Origin of the sequence: Lederbergia sp. NSJ-179, from assembly GCF_022867885.1 — a bacterium.
GTDB lineage: Bacteria > Bacillota > Bacilli > Bacillales > Bacillaceae_C > Lederbergia.
On sequence record NZ_JALIFP010000088.1, the window covers coordinates 1 to 2,034 of the forward strand.

At 31.2% G+C, this 2,034-nt stretch carries 2 protein-coding genes; both read right to left on the reverse strand.

Annotated features, from left to right (window positions below):
* Positions 1–193 precede the first annotated feature (193 nt).
* Positions 194–388 (reverse strand): glycine zipper domain-containing protein, encoded by a 195-nt coding sequence (locus MUB24_RS22890; protein ID WP_244708037.1) that lies wholly within the window; start codon positions 386–388, stop codon positions 194–196.
* A 236-nt stretch (positions 389–624) separates the two neighbouring features.
* Positions 625–1,647 (reverse strand): DNA glycosylase AlkZ-like family protein, encoded by a 1,023-nt coding sequence (locus tag MUB24_RS22895; protein ID WP_244708039.1) that lies wholly within the window; start codon positions 1,645–1,647, stop codon positions 625–627.
* Positions 1,648–2,034: the final 387 nt, after the last annotated feature.

Below are 2,034 nucleotides of genomic sequence, written 5' to 3' on the forward strand. Positions count from 1 at the left end.
ACCAAGCGATAGCGCGGTAGCTTTAGTACGACTATACCTAGTAAAATATTTATCAAAAACAAGAAGGGATAGCTTAGCTAGTCATTATTCCTTCTTTTCATTTTCGTTATTACGGTCAACAAAACTGTCAATTGAGGGGACATTATAGATTGTCAATCTTGGTCTGTTTAAAGTATCAGTAACAAATTGGAACTTAATATCCTCTCATTTTTGATTGATCTAAAATAGAGCCAACAACAATTCCTATCAACATTCCAAATCCTGCTCCTATAGGTAGACTAAACAAAAAATTACCATTGCTCATAATTATACCTATAAGAATCCCTATACAAGCACCAAAGATTAATCCAAGTGAGGTACCAATTCCTAAATATTTTCTTTTTTTCATTACCACTGCTCCTATTTTAAATTCCTACTTTAATGGTATCATATTCAATCCTTATTGGAAGTATCTTTGTTTCTTCTCTTTGCAAGGATAATTCGTCGTATCAAAGCCCTTTCAAAAGTAGTAAATTAGTGGTAAATTAGCTTATTTAGTCCTTGAAAAGGTTAAATATGTTCAGTGTTTATGCGGATAATCTAAAATTTCGTCCTATTTTTACTCATAAAAAGAATGAGAATTCTCTAGTTTTTGCTTCTATTAATGAGCTTCATTCGAATGAACTCTTCCTCGATTTTCGCTTCTAAAGAATCCTCTTCATAGCAAGTAAATAGCTTATTTTCTTTTAATAAACCTTTTTCTTGCTTCCAAGTACCGATCACAATGCCATCCTTTAGAATAACAGCTTCTATATTTCCTGCTTGTTTAAAAACATATGGATAGTGTTCATGTTGTATATAAAATTTATCTTTATGTGCAAGTAAATAAGGATCAAATCTAGGTAGGATGTTAATTTGTGTGATAGTATTCGGAATCTTCGTGTTGGGTAAATGTATACTTTTTTTATTTAGTATTTGTTTCAACCTTTTCACAGTGGTCCCACTCCAATGTACAAAATCTTTATAATTAGCTGGACTATATAAATTTATATAGCGTTTAAATAGTTCGAATAATGCATCATCAGCAGACAACTTTAATTGTTGATACATTCCAACATCTTTTCTTAAAACAAATTCGTTTTTTTCCCCATCAGGATTGAAGCATAAATAATTTTGGTAGCATAGAGATTTTAGTAGACCTCCCCAAGATGAGAAAGCATATCTTACCCAAGAAAGATCTCCAAAGGAAGAAATAGCTTCCTCCATTAATCTATTTCTGGTAATTGGACCATTAGAAACTTTGTTCATAATCCATTTTTCTAACATCTCTTTTTGTTCACTAGTGATATGCTTGTAAATAAACTTGCTCCATCTATTCTCCCATTCTGTATCAAATGCTTTTTGAAATAAAGACCAATCATTAGAATTTATCGTATGCATAGTTCCTCTTACAGTCCATATCCTTTCTAACAATTTGTTAGTAAACATCTTATTTAGAGTGTTAGAATCCACCTCAACATTTCTTGCTCTCGCTGAAAAAGCGAGTAAATTTTTTGTTTGACTTTGTATACCTACCAATTTTGTTATGAGTTGCAAAGCATTAGGACTTTCATCTAAATACAAACCTTGTCTGTACGCAAATTCAGCTGCTTTATTAGAATCTATCAATATAACTACTCCTTTCTCAAGAATTGCTTTTACTCCTTAATTATTTTTCCTTGTTCCTCTATATAATCTGGTTCTTGTTCTTCAAAAGAATCAAAATTAATATCTGGATGACTGTATTCCATTCACAAGTTCATCATCTTTTAATCTGTAATAAGTTGTTTCTTTTTTGGGTTCTTCCTGATCATGGACAACAAATTTCACATACTTTCCATTTTCCCATATTGTTATATCTGAACTACTTCTTAAATCGTTACCATAATCTATTCAGTTCTTTCAAATTATCTTTCGTGACAAAAGCACTATCTGCTATAAAAATTGCTTTTTCTAGTTCTTCAGGAGACAACCATTTGGTTAAGGCTCTCAGAAAATGACCATTCCATTTTTTAT

What these genes read in the sequence shown, in the direction of transcription:
- MUB24_RS22890 (WP_244708037.1), bottom strand. Translation starts at nt 388, where the DNA reads ATGAAAAAAAGAAAATATTTAGGAATTGGTACCTCACTTGGATTAATC.